The organism is Undibacterium sp. JH2W, assembly GCF_049340425.1.
In the GTDB taxonomy this organism is placed as follows: domain Bacteria; phylum Pseudomonadota; class Gammaproteobacteria; order Burkholderiales; family Burkholderiaceae_D; genus Undibacterium.
In genome coordinates, this window is the sequence record NZ_JBMPOT010000003.1 from 194,966 (window position 1) to 215,082 (window position 20,117).

Annotated in this window: 20 protein-coding genes; 6 read left to right on the forward strand and 14 right to left on the reverse strand. The window is 49.2% G+C overall.

What is annotated here, in order from left to right; translation table 11 throughout:
- Positions 1 to 51: 51 nt before the first annotated feature.
- The 7 genes from gltA to ACO0LC_RS05395 all read right to left on the reverse strand — a co-directional run bounded on the left by gltA (position 52) and on the right by ACO0LC_RS05395 (position 6,113).
- Entirely contained in the window at positions 52 to 1,356 is a 1,305-nt protein-coding gene (gene gltA / locus ACO0LC_RS05365; protein WP_423001373.1) for a citrate synthase, read from the reverse strand.
- Between the two features lie 61 nt (positions 1,357 to 1,417).
- On the reverse strand, positions 1,418 to 1,699 hold the full coding sequence (locus ACO0LC_RS05370; RefSeq protein WP_423001375.1) for a succinate dehydrogenase assembly factor 2: 282 nt from the start codon (positions 1,697 to 1,699) through the stop codon (positions 1,418 to 1,420).
- A 123-nt stretch (positions 1,700 to 1,822) separates the two neighbouring features.
- A complete protein-coding gene (locus tag ACO0LC_RS05375) occupies positions 1,823 to 2,533 on the reverse strand; it encodes a succinate dehydrogenase iron-sulfur subunit (protein ID WP_162041574.1) in 711 nt (236 codons plus the stop codon).
- Between the two features lie 12 nt (positions 2,534 to 2,545).
- A complete protein-coding gene (sdhA, locus tag ACO0LC_RS05380) occupies positions 2,546 to 4,321 on the reverse strand; it encodes a succinate dehydrogenase flavoprotein subunit (RefSeq protein WP_423001377.1) in 1,776 nt (591 codons plus the stop codon).
- Positions 4,322 to 4,323: 2 nt separating this feature from the next.
- Positions 4,324 to 4,692: a succinate dehydrogenase, hydrophobic membrane anchor protein gene (gene sdhD / locus ACO0LC_RS05385; protein ID WP_110253696.1), complete on the reverse strand. Its 369-nt coding sequence runs from the start codon at positions 4,690 to 4,692 to the stop codon at positions 4,324 to 4,326.
- Between the two features lie 2 nt (positions 4,693 to 4,694).
- On the reverse strand, positions 4,695 to 5,102 hold the full coding sequence (gene sdhC, locus ACO0LC_RS05390; RefSeq protein ID WP_423001380.1) for a succinate dehydrogenase, cytochrome b556 subunit: 408 nt from the start codon (positions 5,100 to 5,102) through the stop codon (positions 4,695 to 4,697).
- Between the two features lie 207 nt (positions 5,103 to 5,309).
- Positions 5,310 to 6,113: a GntR family transcriptional regulator gene (locus ACO0LC_RS05395; RefSeq protein ID WP_423001382.1), complete on the reverse strand. Its 804-nt coding sequence runs from the start codon at positions 6,111 to 6,113 to the stop codon at positions 5,310 to 5,312.
- Between the two features lie 353 nt (positions 6,114 to 6,466).
- Between ACO0LC_RS05395 and ACO0LC_RS05400 the strand changes: the two genes are divergently transcribed.
- The 5 genes from ACO0LC_RS05400 (at position 6,467) to ACO0LC_RS05420 (ending at position 12,212) form a co-directional block, all read left to right on the forward strand.
- Complete coding sequence (locus tag ACO0LC_RS05400; RefSeq protein WP_423001384.1) at positions 6,467 to 7,456, forward strand: malate dehydrogenase; 990 nt, start codon at positions 6,467 to 6,469, stop codon at positions 7,454 to 7,456.
- A gap of 66 nt (positions 7,457 to 7,522) precedes the next feature.
- On the forward strand, positions 7,523 to 8,494 hold the full coding sequence (locus ACO0LC_RS05405) for an HpcH/HpaI aldolase/citrate lyase family protein (protein WP_423001386.1): 972 nt from the start codon (positions 7,523 to 7,525) through the stop codon (positions 8,492 to 8,494).
- Between the two features lie 8 nt (positions 8,495 to 8,502).
- On the forward strand, positions 8,503 to 8,982 hold the full coding sequence (locus ACO0LC_RS05410; protein ID WP_423001388.1) for a hypothetical protein: 480 nt from the start codon (positions 8,503 to 8,505) through the stop codon (positions 8,980 to 8,982).
- A 129-nt stretch (positions 8,983 to 9,111) separates the two neighbouring features.
- The gene (gene acnA / locus ACO0LC_RS05415) at positions 9,112 to 11,847 is read left to right on the forward strand and encodes an aconitate hydratase AcnA (protein WP_423001390.1); all 2,736 of its coding nucleotides are present in this window, start codon (positions 9,112 to 9,114) and stop codon (positions 11,845 to 11,847) included.
- Between the two features lie 173 nt (positions 11,848 to 12,020).
- Positions 12,021 to 12,212 carry a hypothetical protein gene (locus ACO0LC_RS05420; protein ID WP_423001392.1) on the forward strand — a complete coding sequence of 64 codons (192 nt, stop codon included), beginning with the start codon at positions 12,021 to 12,023 and terminating at the stop codon, positions 12,210 to 12,212.
- Positions 12,213 to 12,228: 16 nt separating this feature from the next.
- On the opposite strand, the gene ACO0LC_RS05425 is transcribed toward ACO0LC_RS05420, so the two are convergent.
- The 6 genes from ACO0LC_RS05425 to phaC all read right to left on the reverse strand — a co-directional run bounded on the left by ACO0LC_RS05425 (position 12,229) and on the right by phaC (position 18,918).
- Complete coding sequence (locus tag ACO0LC_RS05425; protein ID WP_423001394.1) at positions 12,229 to 13,425, reverse strand: cystathionine beta-lyase; 1,197 nt, start codon at positions 13,423 to 13,425, stop codon at positions 12,229 to 12,231.
- Positions 13,426 to 13,544: 119 nt separating this feature from the next.
- On the reverse strand, positions 13,545 to 14,021 hold the full coding sequence (locus tag ACO0LC_RS05430; RefSeq protein ID WP_423001396.1) for a hypothetical protein: 477 nt from the start codon (positions 14,019 to 14,021) through the stop codon (positions 13,545 to 13,547).
- A gap of 8 nt (positions 14,022 to 14,029) precedes the next feature.
- Positions 14,030 to 15,382 carry a 30S ribosomal protein S12 methylthiotransferase RimO gene (rimO, locus tag ACO0LC_RS05435; RefSeq protein ID WP_423001398.1) on the reverse strand — a complete coding sequence of 451 codons (1,353 nt, stop codon included), beginning with the start codon at positions 15,380 to 15,382 and terminating at the stop codon, positions 14,030 to 14,032.
- Between the two features lie 174 nt (positions 15,383 to 15,556).
- Positions 15,557 to 16,114: a polyhydroxyalkanoate synthesis repressor PhaR gene (gene phaR, locus ACO0LC_RS05440; RefSeq protein ID WP_110253707.1), complete on the reverse strand. Its 558-nt coding sequence runs from the start codon at positions 16,112 to 16,114 to the stop codon at positions 15,557 to 15,559.
- Between the two features lie 302 nt (positions 16,115 to 16,416).
- Positions 16,417 to 17,157: a 3-ketoacyl-ACP reductase gene (locus tag ACO0LC_RS05445; RefSeq protein WP_423001401.1), complete on the reverse strand. Its 741-nt coding sequence runs from the start codon at positions 17,155 to 17,157 to the stop codon at positions 16,417 to 16,419.
- 42 nt (positions 17,158 to 17,199) lie between these two features.
- Entirely contained in the window at positions 17,200 to 18,918 is a 1,719-nt protein-coding gene (phaC, locus tag ACO0LC_RS05450; RefSeq protein WP_423001403.1) for a class I poly(R)-hydroxyalkanoic acid synthase, read from the reverse strand.
- Positions 18,919 to 19,051: 133 nt separating this feature from the next.
- Here phaC and ACO0LC_RS05455 point away from each other — a divergent pair, with 133 nt between their 5' ends.
- Positions 19,052 to 19,294 carry a hypothetical protein gene (locus tag ACO0LC_RS05455; RefSeq protein WP_423001405.1) on the forward strand — a complete coding sequence of 81 codons (243 nt, stop codon included), beginning with the start codon at positions 19,052 to 19,054 and terminating at the stop codon, positions 19,292 to 19,294.
- A gap of 18 nt (positions 19,295 to 19,312) precedes the next feature.
- Here ACO0LC_RS05455 and pgeF read toward each other — a convergent pair whose 3' ends face one another.
- Complete coding sequence (gene pgeF / locus ACO0LC_RS05460; protein ID WP_423001407.1) at positions 19,313 to 20,116, reverse strand: peptidoglycan editing factor PgeF; 804 nt, start codon at positions 20,114 to 20,116, stop codon at positions 19,313 to 19,315.
- Position 20,117 lies beyond the last annotated feature (1 nt).

Consider the following 20,117-nt stretch of genomic DNA (forward strand, 5'->3'; position numbering starts at 1 on the left):
TTTTTACAACAGCATTAATAGTCAAATAAATAACTCTTAATAAAGCTGGAATTAACGCTTATCGATAGCTGGCACATCACGCTTAGGCGCACCAACAAACAACTGACGTGGACGGCCGATTTTTTGCTCTGGATCAGAAATCATTTCTTTCCATTGAGCGATCCAGCCTACTGTACGTGCCAGGGCGAAAATACCAGTGAACAAGGCAGTTGGGATACCCAGCGCACGTTGTACGATACCAGAGTAGAAATCGACGTTAGGATAGAGCTTGCGGCTGACGAAGTATTCGTCTTCCAGCGCGATTTTTTCCAGAGCCATGGCCAGCTTGAACAGTGGATCATCTTGCAGACCCAGTTCTTGCAACACTTCGTAGCAGGTTTCACGCATCAGCTTGGCGCGTGGGTCATAGTTCTTATAAACACGGTGACCAAAGCCCATCAGCTTGACGCCAGAGTTCTTGTCTTTGACTTGAGCGATGAACTCAGGGATATTGTCGACGCTGCCGATTTCTTCCAGCATGCTCAATGCTGCTTCATTCGCACCGCCGTGAGCAGGACCCCACAGGCAAGCGATACCAGCAGCGATACAGGCGAATGGATTTGCTCCAGAGGAACCTGCCAGACGCACAGTAGATGTAGAAGCATTTTGCTCGTGATCTGCGTGCAGGATCAGGATACGATCCAGGGCGCGCACCAGGACTTCATTGGTTTTGTATGGCTCACATGGCGTAGAGAACATCATGTGCATGAAGTTCGCGCTGTAAGACAAGTCATTGCGTGGATACACGAAAGGCTGGCCGATAGAATATTTGTATGCCATCGCTACCAGGGTAGGCATCTTGGCGATCAGGCGAATAGCTGACACTTCGCGATGATGTGGATCATTGATATCCAGAGAGTCATGGTAAAAAGATGCCAGTGCACCAACCGTACCTACCAATACAGACATAGGATGCGCATCACGACGGAAGCCACGGAAGAAGAATTGCATCTGCTCGTGCACCATGGTGTGATTGGTGACAGTCGCTACAAATTCTTTCTTTTGATCTGCCGTTGGCAATTCGCCATTCAACAACAGATAGCAGGTTTCCAGGAAATCGCCGCCATTGACAGCCAGTTGCTCGATAGGGTAACCGCGATACAGCAGTTCGCCTTTATCGCCATCGATATAAGTGATGGAAGAATTACAGGCTGCCGTGGACATGAAGCCTGGATCATAGGTAAACATGCCGGTAGAACCGTACAATTTACGGATGTCGATAACATCAGGACCAATCGAGCCCTTGTAAATCGGCATCTCCAAGGCTGGCGAGCCATCGGAGAATGATAGCGTGGCTTTTGTTTCAGAATTTGTCATGGCTCTTCCTTCAGATAAGAGGTGAGTCGTTAATCAAAAAAACACAAAAAATCAAATTGACTTACGCCACTTGCAGGCGCAGCAATAAAGCATGAACATGAGGCAGATCGACTTCGGCTTCCGGTTTGGTCTTGGCCATCAGCAGATCCATTAATGTATTGTCCGGCAATTCCATCAGGCGGCTGAAGGCATCCACTTCCTCATCTGTCAGGGATTCTTCATTGGCATCCAGAAAACGTGTCAAGATCAGATCATTTTCCAGCAAACCGCGCCTTGCCCGCCACCGCAGGCGAGCCCGCTTTACCGGGTCGCTTTGATGGGATATAGCTTGTGACTCAGACATAATTAATTCTCTTCCATACTGACTATTTCATGCGGCTCTCAGCTTGCCTGGAAAACCGCATGAAATAGTAGCGATAGTAGCGATGCCATGAGACATCGCTACGATGCAACTTAAACTACGAACTTAGACTGCGCGACGGACCATCAGTTCTTTAATCTTACCGATAGCACGGGTAGGATTTAAGCCCTTAGGACAGACATCCACACAATTCATAATAGTATGGCAACGGAACAGACGGTACGGATCTTCCAGGTTATCAAGACGCTCGCCAGTTGCCTGATCACGTGAATCAGCAATGAAGCGATAAGCTTGCAACAAACCTGCCGGGCCGACGAATTTATCAGGATTCCACCAGAAAGATGGGCATGAAGTCGAGCAGCATGCACACAGGATACACTCATACAAACCATCGAGCTCTTCACGCTCAGCAGGAGACTGCAGGCGTTCTTTTTCCGGAGGAATGGAGTCATTCATCAGGTAAGGTTTGATGGAATTGTATTGCTTGAAGAATTGCGTCATATCCACGATCAGGTCACGGATAACTGGCAAACCAGGCAAGGGACGCAAGACTATAGGCTCGCTCAATTCATTCAGATTGGTGGTACATGCCAGACCATTCTTGCCGTTGATGTTCATCGCATCAGAACCACACACGCCTTCACGGCATGAGCGACGCAGCGCCAAAGAATCATCCACGTCAGATTTGATACGTTGCAATGCATCCAGCAACATCTTGTCAGTGTCTTGCAGCTCAACGGTCAAGTCTTGCATGTAAGGCTTGGCATCCTTGTCCGGATCGTAGCGGTAGATTTTAAATTTTAATGTACGTGCCATATCGGTATCTCTTTAGAATGTACGTGGTTTCGGCTTGAAGGGTTCTACGGTCAGTGGCTTGGTCACGACCGGCTTGTAGTCGAGGCGATTGCCTTCGGAATACCACAAGGTATGCTTCATCCAGTTAACGTCGTCGCGCTCTTCATAATCACGGTGTGCATGTGCACCACGGGATTCTTTACGGGCGGCGGCAGATGTAATCGTTGCCTTGGCTGTTTCTATCAGGTTATCCAGCTCCAGCGCTTCTACACGTGCCGTATTGAAGACCTTGGATTTATCCTTGAATGAAACATGCTTGCGACGCTCATCCAGCTCCATAATTTTCTTGTAGCCAGTTTGCAGCAATTCATCAGTACGGAACACGCCACAATATTGCTGCATGCTGGCACGGATATCATTGGCAACATCTTGCACGCGTTCAGAACCAGTACTGGTTTCCAGCTTGGCCAGACGTGACAGCGCCAGATCAGCTGCATCAGCAGGCAAATCCTTGTTGCTACGTTCTTTGAGCTTGCTGGCAACAACGTGATTACCAGCTGCGCGGCCAAAAACCAGCAAATCAAGCAGAGAGTTAGTACCCAGACGATTAGCACCGTGTACGGATACACAGGCGCACTCACCGATTGCATACAGACCATTGACGATTTCACTACCGCCATTTTTTGGCGCAACAACCTGGCCATGAATATTGGTAGGAATACCACCCATTTGATAGTGAATCGTAGGAACAACAGGAATTGGTTCCTTGGTTGCATCCACGTTGGCAAATTTGTGGGCGATTTCGAGAATCGACGGCAAACGTTTTTGTATGGTGTCAGCACCAATATGACGCAGATCCAGCATGACGTGATCTTTATTAGGACCACAACCACGACCTTCTTTGATTTCCTGATCCATGGAACGGGAAACGAAATCACGTGGCGCCAAATCTTTGTAGGTAGGAGCATAGCGCTCCATGAAGCGTTCACCCTGACTATTAATCAGAATACCACCCTCACCGCGCACACCTTCAGTAATGAGAACACCCGCACCGGCAACACCAGTAGGATGGAATTGCCAGAACTCCATATCTTCGAGTGGCAGGCCGGCACGTGCCGCCATACCCATACCGTCACCGGTATTGATAAAGGCATTAGTAGAAGCAGCCCAGATACGACCAGCACCGCCGGTGGCAAATATCGTGGTTTTGGCTTCCAGCATCATGACTTCGCCAGTTTCCATTTCCAGCGCAACCACACCCAGCACATCACCGTCCGCATCGCGAATCAAGTCGATTGCCATCCACTCAACAAAGAAATGGGTGCGGGCGCGCACATTGCGTTGATACAGGGTATGCAGCAGAGCATGGCCAGTACGATCAGCCGCAGCACAAGCACGCTGAACAGCTTTCTCACCAAAATTAGCTGTATGGCCACCAAATGGACGCTGGTAAATTGTACCGTCAGCATTGCGGTCAAACGGCATGCCAAAATGCTCAAGTTCGTAGACGACTTTTGGTGCTTCACGGCACATAAATTCGATTGCATCCTGGTCACCCAGGTAATCAGAACCCTTGACCGTGTCAAACATGTGCCAGTACCAGTTATCTTCCGACATATTACCCAGGGAAGCACCGATACCGCCTTGCGCAGCAACCGTATGCGAACGTGTAGGAAATACTTTCGACAGTACAGCGACATTCAGGCCAGCCTCAGCCAATTGCAGCGAAGCACGCATGCCGGAACCGCCAGCACCAATGATGACCGCGTCAAAACGGCGGCTAGGGATTGTGGATTTAATTGCAGCCACTTTTATACTCTCCACAAAATCTGTGCAGCATAGCCAGCACAAGCAATCAACCACAGAATTGTGGCAACTTGAAATACCAGACGCAGAAATACATTGTGCGTCACATAATCCATCCAGATATCGCGCATACCAACCCAGGCGTGATACAACAGGCAGATGACGACAGAGAAAGTCGCCAGCTTGAACCATTGCATCGCAAATATGCCAGCCCAGGCAGCCTGATTGAAGTTTTTACCTGTCAAAAACAGACCCAGCAAAATAACCGTGTACAGCGCCATGACAATGGCAGTGACACGTTGCGCCAGCCAGTCACGCAAACCGTAACTTGCTCCCACGACCAGACGCTTTGGTCCAATATTATTATTTGCCATTTTTAGAATACTCCGAACAGTTTCAAGGCTATCAATGCTGCCAGCACAAGACTGATCGCCAATACACTCACTGCTGACTGACGCGCACTATCCTTGTCCAGGCCATAGTGCAAATCCATGAACAGGTGACGAATACCAGCACAGAAGTGGTGCAGATAAGCCCATGACAAAGCCAGAATAACCAGCTTAACGAAAACGCCAGATGTTAATGCCTGCAATTCGACGAATGTTGCCTCCGATGTCAAACTCTTATCAAGCAGATAAAGAATGAATGGCAACAACAGGAACATCAGCATTCCACTTGCCCGGTGCAAGATGGAAACGAAGCCTGCTAGCGGCAACCGGTACCCGGTCGCATCTATCAAGCGCATGACACCAAAGCGTGGCTTGGCTCTTACTACTTCAGACATAAATAATCTCCCCATTAACTAGTCTGTACATAAACCTTGCAATTTTCGCTCATTTTGGTGCATTGCACCAACAAAAATCGGTGCAATTTACAAAATATCGCTATCTTAAACCTAAAGCTCCACAGGTGCAGAGCACGCAAACACACGTCACAAGGTAAGGACACGCCAAAAAACCACAGCGATCACAACTGCCGCCGGATTATTGATTTAGCTTAATTCGTTCCTGTAATGGTGATTCACAGTCAGATACAAACCGCGCCGCAACTCTACCGGCTTGTCGCCATAAGTAAAAGAAACACGCTCTACGTTGAGCAAAGGCACCCCCACATCCACACTCAGCAAACCTGCAACCGCCTCATCAGCGCACACCGCACGAATTTGCTCTGACGCACGTATCATGTGTGTACCAAATTCGCTTTCAAACAGACCATACATCGGCCCCTTATACTCATTCAAACGTTCGGCGGTCAAGCCTTTGAATATGGAACCAGGCAACCACAAATCATCCAGAATGGTTGGCACCCCAGAAAAAGACTGAACACGGCGAATAAAGACGACCGAGTCGCCAGACTTAATATCCAGCAAACGCGCCACCTCGGCGGGAGCGCGCATACGCTTGACTTCAATGATGCGATTCTCGGGATAATGCGGCACACCCTCATCAGGCGCCAGCCGCAAAAAACGAAATTGCGAGCGTGCCTCATGGTGAGTTGCGACAAAAGTCCCCTTCCCTTGCCTGCGCACAACCAGGTTTTCTGCCGACAACTCATCGATCGCCTTGCGCACCGTGCCTTGACTAACCTTAAAACGGCTGGCCAACTCCATTTCACTGGGGATCAACTCACCCGGCTTCCACTCGCCAGATTGCAAGCTCTGGGTAATCAGGGCTTTGATCTGTTGATATAATGGGCTGAACGTGGGTGAGGCACTCAAAGACGAAGCACCAACACTGGCACCTGGCGCAGTCGAGGCAATAGTCAGATTATTTGCGGTTGGTATGATAGCGTTCATAGACTGCAATTTCACCACAAAACCACCCGCCACGTCCAGAACAAACTACTAAGTAATATGTCTTATATAAGACATAAGATATTGATTGACACTTAGCGCCACACGACCTACACTCCCGTACAAATAGTTGGAGCAAGCACTCAACCAGCACCAACTAGCTATCTGTCACAAAGCTGTCATACCAAGCAATATAGTTCGAACGTTTTCAATGTAAAGGACGAAAACGTGTTTGCAGCGGATTTTGGCTGACTGACAGCGCTTTCAACGGTATCATTAAGTGTTTTACATAGCGTCGGCTTATCAGTCGCTGCAATTGTTTGAACATCGTTTTCACACCACTTCGGAGATGCATCATGGCGAAATCCCCTATGCGCGTAGCTGTCACCGGCGCCGCAGGCCAAATTGGCTATTCCCTTCTGTTCCGTATCGCCAATGGCGACATGCTGGGCAAAGACCAGCCAGTGATTCTGCAATTATTGGAAATTCCTGACGAAAAAGCCCAGAAAGCGCTGAAAGGCGTAATGATGGAAATCGACGACTGCGCATTCCCACTGTTGGCTGGCATGACAGCTCACAGCGATCCAATGACAGCGTTCAAAGATATCGACGTCGCCCTGCTGGTTGGCGCACGTCCACGCGGCCCAGGCATGGAACGCAAAGATCTGTTGGAAGCCAATGCACAGATTTTCACTGTACAAGGCAAGGCACTGGATGCAGTAGCATCCCGCAATGTTAAAGTCCTGGTAGTTGGCAACCCAGCCAATACCAATGCTTACATCGCCATGAAATCGGCACCATCCCTGCCAGCGAAAAATTTTACAGCAATGCTGCGCCTGGATCACAACCGCGCCTTGTCCCAAGTGGCAGCCAAAGTTGGCAAGCCAGTTGCTGCAGTTGAAAAATTGTGCGTCTGGGGCAATCACTCCCCAACTATGTACGCTGACTATCGCTTCGCGACAGTTGACGGCGCCTCCGTCAAAGACCTGATCAATGATCAAGTCTGGAACAAGGATGTATTCCTGCCTACAGTGGGCAAACGCGGCGCAGCAATTATCGAGGCGCGCGGCCTGTCTTCTGCTGCTTCTGCAGCAAATGCAGCAATCGACCACGTACGTGACTGGTTGCTGGGCACAAATGGTAAATGGACTACCATGGGCATTCCTTCTGATGGCTCTTATGGCATCCCTGAAGGCACCGTGTTCGGCTTCCCTGTAACAACAGAAAACGGCGAATACAAAATCGTTGAAGGTCTGGAAATTGATGAGTTCTCCCGTGAGCGCATCAACGTCACTCTCAAAGAATTGCAAGAAGAGCGTGATGGCGTCAAACACCTGGTAGGTTAATCAGGCAAGAGGGCAGATTCCGGCACTTGCTGGAATCTGCCTTGGTTCACGATGATATTTTAAGTAATGCACCCATCTACAGTACTTTTTCAGGATCAAATGGAACCGGTTATATTGCCGGTCTGCGACCATTACGCAGGATCTGAAAAATTGATGCGCAAATCGATTGCGCTACAACAGGAACTAGGTGGAGCTTTTGACATCACTCTCGATTGCGAAGACGGCGCGGCCGCTGGCAACGAGATCAACCATGCAAAGCTGGTCGCCACACTGATCGCTGGCAATGAAAATCATTATCAGCGCCTGGGCGTGCGAGTACATGATGTACACCATCCAGCATTTGAACAAGACCTGGAAATCATACTGCCAACATGCGCAGATCAGCTGGCTTATCTGGTTTTACCAAAAATAAATAATACTGCCGAATTGCAAGTTGCACTGCAGCGTATCAATCATTTTGGCAAAAAATCCAACGGACAGTTAATTCCGGTTCATATCTTGATAGAAACCCACGGTGCGCTGGCAGAAGTACAGCAAATTGCCGCCCTGCCCCAGATAGAATGCTTGTCGTTTGGTTTGATGGATTTTGTATCTTCCCATGTTGGCGCCATACCTGCCGCAGCCATGCGCTCTCCCGGTCAATTTACTCACCCACTGGTTTTACGCGCCAAACTAGAAATCGCCGCGGCCTGCCATCGTTACGGCAAAGTTGCCTCGCACAATGTGACAACAGAAATCAGAGACGTCAGTGTCGTGACAAATGATGCCCGCCGCGCTGCCAGCGAATGTGGCTACACACGCATGTGGAGCATACATCCAGACCAGATACGGCCTGTCATCCAGGCATTTTCACCCAGTGAAAACGACATCCAGGATGCCATCAACATCCTGACCCAGGCAAAAAAACAGGCCTGGGGACCGATACAATGGCAAGGGCAACTACATGACAGAGCCAGTTACCGCTATTATTGGACAATTTTAAGACGTGCCCAGTCAGGGACATTTGTTTTACCAGCAGCCGCACAAGAGTTACTCTAGGAGACACCATGAAATTACTTTCTTTTATCAGCCTCGCATTTGCCGCATGCACCATCCTCGCAGCCAATGTTAATGCAGTGGAAGCCCCCCACAGCAAAACCAAATCTACCGCAAAGGCGGCAAAACCTGCCGCAGCGCAGGCGAACAAAGAAGACAATGAACCGGAACCGGACGTAGCTTTGCACAGTAATTTCGACTACAAATGCGAACTCGGCAATTCCCTGACCATGTACACCAATCCAGACGATGCTGACCATGTTGCCATGCGCTGGAAAAAACGCTTGTACCGTCTGACCAAAGTCGATACCACAACAGGTGCCGTACGCTTTGAAAATCGCAAGGCTGGCTTGATCTGGATAGGCATTCCGGCGAAGGGCTTACTGCTGGATTCACATAAAGGCCAGCAATTGGCCAATGAATGCAAGACGGAAGCGGCATCTCTGGCAGAAGTGGATAGCAAGGACAGTAGTACGGCGCAAGCCAAATAAGTTTTAATTTTAAAGCAAGCGATACTGGATTTCACTATAGCCACAATGCCAAACTGGCATTGTGAGTGTACCCCTTAGTTTGATTTAACTATTTTTGATCGTTGATTTTTGTAAATAAGAGGAAGAGCCATGAGCCAAAATGCGTACAAAGATGCATTCAAAACCCTGAAAGATTTTAAAATTTCAGACACCAAGAAAGGCAAGTTCTTTTCCCTGCCTGCCCTGGAAAAAAATCTCGGCGTAAAAATTTCACGCCTGCCAGTCTCCATCCGCATCGTTCTCGAATCGGTACTGCGTAACTGCGACGGCAAAAAAGTTACTGAAGAACACGTCAAACAATTGGCTAACTGGAGTGCAACTGCTGCCCGCACAGACGAAATTCCTTTCGTCGTATCCCGCGTTGTCCTGCAAGATTTTACCGGCGTACCTTTGCTGGCTGATCTGGCTGCGATGCGTAACGTCGCCGCCAAACAAGGCAAAAACCCAAAAAATATCGAACCGCTGGTTCCAGTTGACTTGGTAGTCGATCACTCTGTACAGATCGATCATTTCCGCGAAAAGAAAGCGCTGGACCTGAACATGAAACTGGAATTCCAACGCAATAACGAGCGTTACCAGTTCATGAAATGGGGCATGCAGGCATTTGATACGTTTGGCGTGGTTCCTCCAGGCTTTGGTATCGTTCACCAGGTTAATCTGGAATACCTGGCACGTGGTGTCCACAAGGTAAAAGATGCCAAGAAAAATGAAATTTTCTACCCAGACTCACTGGTAGGTACGGACTCCCACACCACCATGATCAATGGTATCGGTGTAGTCGGCTGGGGTGTAGGCGGCATTGAAGCCGAAGCTGGCATGCTGGGCCAACCAGTTTACTTCCTGACACCAGACGTCGTTGGCGTAAACCTGACTGGCGCATTGCGCGAAGGTTGCACAGCAACAGATCTGGTACTGACAATTACCGAATTGCTGCGCAAAGCCAAGGTCGTTGGCAAGTTTGTTGAATTTTTTGGTGAAGGCACGCGCTCCCTGTCTCTGACAGACCGCGCCACTATCGCCAACATGGCTCCAGAATACGGCGCAACCATGGGCTTCTTCCCTGTTGACGAAGCGACTATTGATTACTTCAAAGGCACAGGCCGCACCAAGGCAGAAATCGACGCATTCGAAGGCTATTTCAAAGCTCAGAAAATGTTCGGCATCCCTGCTGCTGGCGACATCGACTACACCACAGAAATCAGCCTCGATCTGTCCACAGTTGCACCATCCCTGGCTGGCCCTAAGCGTCCACAAGACCGTATCGAAATCGGTAACGTCAAATCGACTTTTGCAGACCTGTTCTCGAAACCAACTTCCGAAAATGGCTTCAACAAAAAAGCAGAAGACCTGGATGCGGTTTACACCAATACTGATGGCGTCAAAGTCAAAAACGGCGATGTATTGATCGCTGCAATTACTTCCTGCACCAACACATCTAATCCTAGCGTCTTGCTGGCGGCTGGCTTGCTGGCCAAGAAAGCCGTTGAAGCTGGCCTGAAAGTAGCCCCGCATATCAAGACTTCGCTGGCTCCTGGCTCTCGCGTTGTCACCAAATACCTGGAAGCAGCAGGTTTGCTGCCTTACCTGGAAAAACTCGGTTTCGGCGTGACAGCTTATGGCTGCACAACCTGTATTGGTAATGCCGGTGATCTGACACCTGCGATGAACGAAGCAATTATTGCCAACGACGTTGTGGCATCTGCCATCTTGTCTGGCAACCGCAACTTTGAAGCACGCATACACCCGAACATCCGCTCCAACTTCCTGGCCTCCCCTCCTTTGGTGGTTGCCTACGCCATCGCTGGCAATATGACCCGCGACCTGATGACCGAGCCAGTTGGCCGCGTTAAAGGCAAGGACATTTTCCTGGGTGACATCTGGCCTACCAGTGCAGAAATCAACAAACTGATGAAGTTTGCGATGAATTCCAAGACTTTCAAGGAAAACTACGCTGACGTCAAAGGCGCACCAGGCAAGCTGTGGGAAAACATCCAGGGCGTCGCAGAAGGTGAAGTCTATAACTGGCCTGCGTCCACTTATATCGCTGAGCCACCATTCTTCGCTGACTTCACGATGGAACCAAAAGCGGCCGCGACTGGCATCACTGGTGCGCGCGCACTAGGCGTGTTCGGTGACTCCATCACGACTGACCACATCTCCCCAGCTGGTTCCATCAAGGAATCCAGCCCAGCTGGTAAATGGCTGAAAGAAAATGGCGTATTGAAGGCTGACTTCAACTCCTACGGCTCACGTCGTGGTAACCATGAAATCATGATGCGCGGCACATTTGCCAACGTGCGTATCAAAAATCTCATGATTCCTGCCAAGGAAGATGGCTCCCGTGTTGAAGGCGGCGAAACCCTGTTCCAGCCAACCGGCGAACCTATGGCGATCTATGACGCAGCGATGAAATATGTTGCTGACGGCGTACCGACCATGATTTTCGGTGGTGAAGAATACGGTACAGGCTCTTCCCGTGACTGGGCAGCAAAAGGCACCCAATTGCTGGGTGTAAAAGCTGTCATCGCCCGCTCTTTTGAACGTATCCACCGCTCCAACCTGGTTGGCATGGGCGTATTGCCACTGCAATTTATCGGCACTGACAGTGTTGATACTCTGGGCATCACCGGCAATGAATCTTTCGACCTCAAAGGTATAGAAGATGAGATCAAGCCACAGCAAGAAGTGACTTTGGTCATCAATCGTGCCAACGGTGAAAAACAAGACGTTAAAGTCTTGTTGCGCATCGATACGCCTATCGAAGTTGACTACTACAAACATGGCGGCATTTTGCCATTCGTATTGCGTCAATTGCTGGCAGCCTAAACTCCAGAAGCAACCCCATCCCTGCTCGCAGGGATGAATTGAAAAAGAGTGAATTTTCTCGGAAATTCACTCTTTTTTCTTTGCTTTTTCAGTCTCAACATGGCGATGCAAGAATGATGTAAGCAAGCCCATCTGAGCTTAAGTCATCTTAAAAATTCCCCTTTGAGACAATTATGTGGAAAATTCTGGTCGGCTTTATTATTTTTGCAGGCGCAGCCCTGTTCATGATCTTCAAGGCAGGCGATAAAGTCGATATGCAAGGTGAAGCTGCTGGTCATAATCCGACTGAGGTTCACTCTGCTTCTACCAGCGCCGCAGAAGCAGCGCCAGCAAATAAGTCGATATTTAGGATAAAGGCTGCATAGATAGCAGCCTTTATCTTTAAGGGACCTCTGATTGAGTCAATGTCACCAAAGCTTGTTCTATATCGGCAATCAGGTCCTGCGTATCTTCCAGACCGATATTGAAGCGCACCAGTATCCTGGCGCCGGACCAGTTAGTACGCATATATTGCATGCGATAAGGTACGCACAAGCTATGCGCCCCACCCCAGCTATAACCCAGTTTGAACAACTTCAGGCTATCAACAAAGCGGTCAGTTTGCTCTTCGCCATACATCGCATCAAACACCACGGAAAACAAGCCAGCCGCCCCCGTAAAGTCGCGCTGCCAGATCTCATGCCCTGGGCAATCTGGTAATGCCGGATGCAAAACCTTGCTGATTTCCGGACGGTTTGCCAGCCATGAAGCAACTTTGCGGGCACTTTGGTCATGCGCATTGAAGCGCATTTGCATTGTGGGCAAATTGCGCAAAACCAGGTAGACATCGTCCATCCCTACTCCAAAACCCAGCCGCATATGTGCCATCTGCAAGCGGGCATTGAGTGCCTTGTCTCGCGTAATAGCTGCCCCCATTAAGACATCCGAGCCACCACTTTGATATTTAGTCAGCGCCTGCATGATGATATCCACGCCATATTTAAAGGCAGCAAACGCAATGCCCGCAGACCAGGTATTATCCAAAGCCACAAGCACACCGCGCTCATGGGCAGCTGCACATATCGCTGGCACATCCGGTACTTCCATAGAAACAGAGCCTGGTGCTTCTACCCAGATCAGGCGGGTGTTTTCTTCTATCAGGGCTGCGATACCGGCACCGATTAAAGGATCGTAATAACTCACCTTGACACCAAAACTGCGTGACAACCAGTCAGCCTGATCGCGGCTGGGTCCATAGACATTATCCGGTATCAATACATGGTCACCGCTTTGCAGGAAAGCCATATTCACCAGCGTGATCGCTGCCAGGCCACTGGGTGTCAGCAGGCAATGCTCGCCCCGCTCTATCTCAGCCAGTCTGGTCTCCAAAGTAAAACTGGTGGGGGTGCCATGCAGGCCATAAGTATAGCCAGACTTATCCTGCCAACTACGCTCGCGCATCGCCGCGACATTGTCGAATAAGACCGTGGACGCATGATGGATGCCGACTGGAAAGGCAGCGAAGCCGTCTGGCGCGACATATTCACTATGGATGATGCTGCTGTTAAATCCCAGCCCTGGTTTATTATTTTCTGACATGCCCATTCCTGATATATAACTTTAGCTAATCACATATGTTAGCCCAGAAGTGCCACTCTTATCGATCAATACGGACACAAAAATGCAGACGATAAAAAAGGCGCTTGATGCGCCTTTTCTTATTTGCTGATTTTTGATTTCGTCTGTTTTTTCGGAGCTGGCAGCAATTCCAGCACAAATTCTTTGCTGACTTTGCCATCATCCGATTGCCAGATACCGCGTATGACATTGCCCTTGAGCTCACCATCCCACTGCCCGGACACATCTACACCATCTTCTGACTCTTCCATACTGAGCTTGTTGCCGCTGACTTCGCCTGCCAGCAAAATTTTCTTGCCCTGATTACGCTTGCCGCCTGCTACGACATAAGAACCTTCAACACTGTCCCTGTCTTCAGTTTTTGGCTGTAAGTGCATGCATATCTTGTCATCCCCCATCTTGCCCTGGAATTCAATTCCCCTGGCGAAGAAGGAATTGGCCATGGGAGCAAAACGCGATGCTGCAGGAGAAACCGGCCCAGTTTTATCCTGAGCCTCGACCGTAAGCCCTGAGGCAAACCCTGAGAACAAGGTTAGCGGCAGTAAAACCAAACGCAAAAATCTCATCAGACTGCTTCGCCCCACAGATCATGGGCATCCGCCGCGGTGATTTTCACTTCAACAAATTCACCTACCTTGAGTTTGCGATGTGGCTCGAACGGTGGCTTGACATAGACGACGCCATCAATCTCAGGCGCGTCAGCAGAGCTACGACCTACACCACCGCTACGATCCAGGGAATCAATCAAGACGCGCATGGTTTTACCTATCTTGGCCTGCAGGCGCTTTTTGGATATACCTTCCTGCAATTCCATGACGCGACGCCGACGATCTTCACGCACATCGTCGGGCAATTGATTGGCGATTTCATTGGCGGTAGCGCCTTCAACTGGCGAATAGGCGAAACAACCAAGGCGATCAATCTCCGCTTCTTTGAGGAATTCAAGCAGGTATTCAAACTCTTCCTCCGTCTCACCAGGGAAACCGGCGATGAAGGTCGAGCGTATCGTGATTTCCGGGCACATTTCACGCCAGGCCTTGATGCGCTCTATATTTTTCTCGCCGCTGGCTGGGCGCTTCATGCGTTTCAACACGTCAGGGTGAGCATGCTGCAAAGGCACATCCAGATAAGGCAGGACGTGACCATTGTTCATGAAAGGAATGATCTGGTCGACATGCGGATATGGGTAGACGTAATGCAAGCGCACCCAGGCATCATGCTGCTTAGCCAACTCACCCAGCGCTTCTACCAATTGCGTCATATGAGTTTTGACGGGCTTGCCGTTCCAGAAGCCCATGCGGAACTTGATATCCACGCCATAGGCACTGGTGTCCTGAGAAATCACCAGCAATTCCTTGACACCAGCTTTGAACAGGTTTTCTGCTTCCATCATGACATCGGCAATCGGGCGCGATACCAGGTCGCCACGCATGGATGGAATGATGCAGAAACTGCAGCGGTGATTACAGCCTTCAGATATTTTGAGGTAGGCGAAATGTTTGGGCGTCAGTTTGACGCCTTGTGGCGGCACCAAATCCATGAAGGGCTCATGCGGTTTGGGCAAATGCTTGTGCACCGCAGCCATCACTTCACCGACTGCATGCGGGCCGGTTACTTCCAGCACTTTGGGGTGGATGGACTGTATCATGTCCTTGCCGTCAGCATCTTTTTTAGCGCCCAGGCAACCAGTCACGATCACCCTGCCGTTTTCAGCCAAAGCCTCACCGATCGCATCCAGCGATTCCTGCACAGCAGCATCAATAAAGCCGCAGGTGTTGACGATGACCAGATCAGCGCCGTCATAGGATTTGGCAGTGTCGTAACCTTCGGCACGCAACTGGGTCAGGATTTGTTCGGAATCGACGAGCGCCTTCGGACAACCCAGAGAGACGAAGCCCACCTTGTGGGTAGCAGGCATTTCTTGACGACGAATTTCAGAGATAGACATAAGGACAATAAATAGCAAAAAGGGTACAAAAGCGAATCCGCTATTGTACCCTTTTTTACCAGCCCAATTTGCCGCTTCTGCGATAATTTCCTGAAGAATCAGGGGCTTAAGCAAGAATGTCGACCTATTGAAACTATATTTTATTTATTTTTTATTCACATCTTCCGGATTGAACGGGAAGACATTGAACATGTTTTTTGCCTGGCTTTGCATTTGTTCCTGCATTTGCACAAACAAATTCTTGCTCTGTTCTATGTAGTTACCCATCATGCCCTGCATCATCGGCCCCTGGACATTCATGAACTGTGTCCACATTTCAGGGCTGAAAGGCTTGCCTTCATAGATGCCCTTGGAATTCTCGGCCAGCTTGTTTTGTATATCGATAAAGGCCTGGACGTTTTTTTCCAGATAATTGCCCATCATGCCCTGCATGGCATGGCCATAGTAGCGAATGATTTGCGACAAAACGACGCTGGAGAACATGGGCGAACCGCCCGCTTCTTCTTCCAGAATGATTTGCAACAATATACTGCGCGTCAAATCCTCGCCTGTTTTTGCATCGACTACGGCGAAATCATCGTTTTCCAGTACAAACTGCTTGACGTCCACCAGCGTGATATAGCTACTGGTCTGGGTGTCGTACAGACGACGGTTAGGATATTTCTTGATCAGATGCTGTGATGATTTTTTTGCGCTATTCATTGAGATCTCAGTTAAACACTTCGATATCCTGCCACTTGATGAGGATCACTCTTCAAAGTAACACAGACTATTCACGCAAACATGATTTCCTGTTCTGGATCAGCCAAAACAGCTAGCCATGTTTGTCCCCTTTTTTTATATCTTGTATTTTGCAATCAGCAAAAGATATGCCCATCGAAATCTTGCGACTCTGATGGGCATATTTTACCGCACTGCAGAAGAAAGACAGCAATCAGGGAGGTTAAAAAGCCAATTTAAAAAATTTATTCTAATTTCTGGTCATTCCTGAGTTATCGCGGCGATTAACCCATGTGTAAACCACCATTGATGGAGAAGTCTGAACCAGTAGCATAACCACCTTCATCAGATGCAATCCAAGCAACAATAGAGGCAATTTCTTCAGGCTCAGCCAGTCGTTTGACAGGAATGCCAGCCACAATTTTTTCCAGCACATCAGGACGTATGGCCTTGACCATATCTGTACCGACATAACCTGGAGAAACCGTATTCACCGTCACCCCCTTGGTTGCCACTTCTTGTGCCAGAGCCATGGAGAAACCATGAATACCCGCTTTAGCAGTGGAGTAATTGGTTTGACCAAACTGGCCTTTTTGACCATTAACAGAAGAAATATTGATGATACGACCCCAACCACGATCTACCATACCATCAATGACTTGCTTGGTGACGTTGAAGAGGGAATTCAAATTGGTGTCCATGACGGCATCCCAATCTGCCTTGCTCATCTTGCGGAACTGGCCATCGCGGGTAATGCCAGCATTGTTCACCAGCACATCCACTTCACCAATTTCTGCCCTGACTTTTTCAAAGGCTGCCTTGGTTGATTCCCAATCAGAGACATTTCCTTCAGAAGCATGAATGTCCAAACCTTCAGCGCGCATATCGGCCAGCCATTTATCCTTGCGAGCCGAATTGGGGCCGCAACCTGCAACGACTGTATAGCCGTCTCTGCACAAACGTCTGCAAATTGGAGTTCCAATACCACCCATACCACCAGTAACATAAGCAACACGTTTTGACATACTTGTTCTCCTCATTGAAATTTATTACTTAACGACAAACCTTCAATCTGCTCTTACCTTGACGTAGCGTCCCGGTGCATCCTCAATTGCTGGAAATTCTGCATTACCGGGAACTGTTGGTATTTTTACCATTTTACCACCATGTTCAGCCAAAAAGGCCGACCATTCTGGCCACCAGCTACCTGGGTGTTCGGCAGCACCTGCCAGCCAACTCTCTGAATCCAGACCGGCTTGCTCATTGGTCCAGTAACTTCTTTTTTTCTTGGCAGGTGGATTAACGACACCAGCAATATGACCAGAGGCACCCAACACAAAACGGTTCCTGTTCTTATGCCGTGGATTCAGCAACGCGGTGGAAGCAAAAGCTGCCTGCCATGGCACTATATGGTCCTCACGCGAACCATAGATAAAGCAAGGCGCATCAATTTTCCCCAGATCCACTTTGCTGCCAGCTACCGTCAATGCCCCCGGTTGCTTGAGTTTATTTTCCAGATAGGTATTACGCAAATACCAGCAAAACATAGGGCCAGGCAAGTTGGTGCTATCGGCATTCCAGTACAAGAGATCGAAAGGCGGCGGTGCCTCGCCCTTGAGGTAATTCGACTGCACATAATTCCAGACCAGGTCATTTGCCCGTAAGCTGGAGAACGTGCTGGCCAGGTCTTTACCCGGCAAGATACCCCGTTGGCCTATGGTTTGCTCACGCATCTTGACTTGCATTTCGTCGACAAATACATCCAGCACACCCGTCTGTGTAAAGTCCAGCAAGGTAGTCAGCAAAGTCAGGCTGCTGGCTGGGTGTTCACCACGGGCCGCCAGCACTGACAAGGCCGTCGAAACAATAGTGCCGCCCACACAAAAGCCAAAAGTATTGATCTTGTCCTGCTTGCTGATCTTTTGCACGACCTTAATGGCCTGTATGGCACCATCTTCTATATAGTTATTCCAGCTGACCTCAGCCATGCTTTCATCAGGATTCGCCCAGGACACCAGGAACACCGTGTGCCCTTGATCAACGGCATAACGCACGACAGAGTTTTCAGGCTGCAAATCCAGGATGTAGTATTTGTTGATACAAGGCGGTACCATCAACAAGGGGCGCTGATGCACGGTCTTGGTGGTTGGCTGATATTGAATCAGTTGGAACAAATGGTTTTCATAGACCACGGTACCAGCTGAAGTGGCGACATTTTTGCCAACTTCGAAGGCAGATTCATCTGTCTGGGAGATGCGGCCTTTTTGCATATCAGCCAGCATTTGGGTAATTCCCTTGGCCAGACTTTCCCCTTTACTCTCGATCAGCTTGCTTTGCGCCTCAGGATTAGTGACCAGGAAATTGGCTGGCGACATGGCGTCAATCATTTGCTGCACTGCAAAACCGATTTTCTGTTTTGTCTTGACCGGAGCTTGCACAGACTCTGCCATCGCCATCAAAAAACGTGCATTCAGCAAATATGAGGCTGCACTATAAGAGTGCATGGCATGATTATGCCAGTCTGGCGCAGAAAAACGCCTGTCTTTCAAATCAGGGATTTTGGATACGGCAAAGTCTTGCCATAACTTGCCAAACTCTTGCATATACTCCGTTTGCAAGCGTGTCATGGTGGCCGGGTCTATCTGCGCCCCCAAGTCCTTCAGCATATCCGCTGCCGGCAGGGGGTTGATTGTTGCAGCAGGTTTCATCCACTCCTGCCATTTATCTTGATTCACTAGCTGTGACATCCACTCGGAGTACATAGCTTGAGGATCGAAAGTCTTCATGCGTGCCTCCTGATTTTCGCGTATCGTTTCGAAATAATTTTGAGCTTTCTTTCTCGGATTAATTAAGCTGCAATACAGTATCTTCTATTGCATGCGCACATCAAACATCCATCAAATTCAAGTAAAGGTTTTTATGTATATCGTTGCAATCGCCTGGATTTATGTCGTACTGATGATGTCGATCACTGAGCATACAGTGATCGCAGGCATCATGACTTTCCTGCTGTATTGCGTTTTTCCTTTAACAATAGTTTTATACCTGATGCGCACGCCACAGCGCAAGCGCGAACGTCTGGAAAAACAAGCTGCACTGCAAAAACAATCTGAAACCGCCACAATTTTCGAAGTCGATCAAGCAAGCCAAAACGAAGCCTGACCTGTCTCAGTTAGCAACTTAGTTCTGCGCCATCCAAATCAGGCTGGCCATCCTGCCGCTGACACCGTCGCGACGATAGGAATAAAACTCCGTCGCCTCTCTCACTGTACATCGATCTCCACCATACACATGATGAACATGTATATCGTTTAGCAATTTTCTTGCCAGGCCGTAAATATCAGCCAAATATTTTTCGGCATTACCCACCCTGGCTTTCATCTGAAAATATGGCCGTATTTCAGTAAGCTGCGCAGCAAAGACCTCCAGTACATCAGGCCCGACTTCAAACTCTTGCGGACCTATCGCTGGCCCCAGCCACGCAATAATCTCCCCTGCCCCTTTGTCACGCATGGCTTGCACGGTATTTTGCAATACGCCAGAAGCCAGGCCACGCCAACCAGCATGTGCTGCCGCTACGACCTTGCCAGTAACGTCAGTGAACAAAACTGGCAGACAATCCGCCGTCAACACTGCGCAGACCATGCCCGGCTGCGTCGTGAATACGGCATCAGCGACATTTCCAGAAGAGAGATTTGCTGCATCAAGTACTATATTGCCATGCACTTGTGATAAGAATATGACATCCGACGGCAATTGACGATTTAATTTATCCCGATTCTGTTTTACAGTAATGGGATTGTCGTTGACATGGTCACCGAGATTGAGACCGGCGCTGCCGTTCGCATCTCCATAGGGGCCAAGGCTGAACCCGCCGTGACGGGTAGTGGTGAACGCCCGTACGGTTGTGGGCGCGTGCTGCCAGCTGGGCAGCACCACGGGGAAAGAAGCAAGATCAGTGATGTTCTTGCTGTCTGATTTCATA